This is a genomic window from Veronia pacifica (genome assembly GCF_001707825.1).
In the GTDB taxonomy this organism is placed as follows: Bacteria; Pseudomonadota; Gammaproteobacteria; order Enterobacterales; family Vibrionaceae; genus Veronia; species Veronia pacifica.
This window is the reverse complement of the sequence record NZ_LYBM01000096.1, coordinates 1-2,241: the sequence shown is the minus strand read 5'-3', so window position 1 is coordinate 2,241 and position 2,241 is coordinate 1. Positions and strand designations below refer to the sequence as shown.

The window sequence follows — 2,241 nt, the reverse complement described above, 5'->3', positions numbered from 1 at the left end:
CAAAACCCCTTGGGTGTTGTATGGTTAAGCCTCACGGGCAATTAGTACAGGTTAGCTCAACGCCTCACAGCGCTTACACACCCTGCCTATCTACGTCGTAGTCTTCAACAACCCTTTAGAGAGATGTAATCTCTAGGGATGACTCATCTCGAGGCTCGCTTCCCGCTTAGATGCTTTCAGCGGTTATCGATGCCGAACTTAGCTACCGGGCAATGCGTCTGGCGACACAACCCGAACACCAGAGGTTCGTCCACTCCGGTCCTCTCGTACTAGGAGCAGCCCCTCTCAATCATCCAACGCCCACGGCAGATAGGGACCGAACTGTCTCACGACGTTCTAAACCCAGCTCGCGTACCACTTTAAATGGCGAACAGCCATACCCTTGGGACCGACTTCAGCCCCAGGATGTGATGAGCCGACATCGAGGTGCCAAACACCGCCGTCGATATGAACTCTTGGGCGGTATCAGCCTGTTATCCCCGGAGTACCTTTTATCCGTTGAGCGATGGCCCTTCCATTCAGAACCACCGGATCACTATGACCTGCTTTCGCACCTGCTCGAACCGTCATTCTCGCAGTCAAGCGGGCTTATGCCATTGCACTAACCTCACGATGTCCGACCGTGATTAGCCCACCTTCGTGCTCCTCCGTTACGCTTTGGGAGGAGACCGCCCCAGTCAAACTACCCACCAGGCACTGTCCTCAATCCCGATTAGGGACCTAAGTTAGAACATCAAACATACAAGGGTGGTATTTCAAGGATGGCTCCACATCATCTGGCGACAATGCTTCAAAGCCTCCCACCTATCCTACACATGTAGGCTCAATGTTCAGTGCCAAGCTGTAGTAAAGGTTCACGGGGTCTTTCCGTCTAGCCGCGGGTACACAGCATCTTCACTGCGATTTCAATTTCACTGAGTCTCGGGTGGAGACAGCGTGGCCATCATTACGCCATTCGTGCAGGTCGGAACTTACCCGACAAGGAATTTCGCTACCTTAGGACCGTTATAGTTACGGCCGCCGTTTACCGGGGCTTCGATCAAGAGCTTCTCCGAAGATAACCCCATCAATTAACCTTCCGGCACCGGGCAGGCGTCACACCGTATACGTCATCTTTCGATTTTGCACAGTGCTGTGTTTTTAATAAACAGTTGCAGCCACCTGGTATCTGCGACTCCCGGCAGCTTAGAGGGCAAGCCTCATCACCGCTGGGAGCGTACCTTCTCCCGAAGTTACGGTACCATTTTGCCTAGTTCCTTCACCCGAGTTCTCTCAAGCGCCTTGGTATTCTCTACCCGACCACCTGTGTCGGTTTGGGGTACGGTTCCTGATAACCTGAAGCTTAGAGGCTTTTCCCGGAAGCATGGCATCAATGACTTCACTACCGTAGTAGCTCGACATCGTGTCTCAGCGTTAACAACGGTCCGGATTTACCTAAACCATCCGCCTACACACTTGAACCAGGACAACCGTCGCCTGGCCCACCTAGCCTTCTCCGTCCCCCCATCGCAGTTATCAGCAGTACGGGAATATTAACCCGTTTCCCATCGACTACGCCTTTCGGCCTCGCCTTAGGGGCCGACTTACCCTGCCCCGATTAACGTTGGACAGGAACCCTTGGTCTTCCGGCGAGGAGGTTTTTCACCCCCTTTATCGTTACTCATGTCAGCATTCGCACTTCTGATATGTCCAGCATGCCTCCCGGCACACCTTCAACCACTTACAGAACGCTCCCCTACCCAACAGTCCTAAGACTGATGCCGCAGCTTCGGTGTATCGCTTAGCCCCGTTACATCTTCCGCGCAGGCCGACTCGACCAGTGAGCTATTACGCTTTCTTTAAATGATGGCTGCTTCTAAGCCAACATCCTGGCTGTCTGAGCCTTCCCACATCGTTTCCCACTTAGCGATAACTTTGGGACCTTAGCTGGCGGTCTGGGTTGTTTCCCTCTCCACGACGGACGTTAGCACCCGCCGTGTGTCTCCCGGATATCACTTACTGGTATTCGGAGTTTGCAAAGGGTTGGTAAGTCGGGATGACCCCCTAGCCTTAACAGTGCTCTACCCCCAGTAGTGTTCGTCCGAGGCGCTACCTAAATAGCTTTCGGGGAGAACCAGCTATCTCCGAGTTTGATTGGCCTTTCACCCCTAGCCACAAGTCATCCGCTAATTTTTCAACATTAGTCGGTTCGGTCCTCCAGTTGATGTTACTCAACCTTCAACCTGCCCATGGCTAGATCAC

Annotated in this window: 1 rRNA gene; it reads right to left on the bottom strand. The window is 53.2% G+C overall.

Going from position 1 to position 2,241, the window contains the following annotated elements:
- Positions 1-20: 20 nt before the first annotated feature.
- Positions 21-2,241 (bottom strand): 23S ribosomal RNA (locus A8L45_RS23240); the annotation flags it as partial.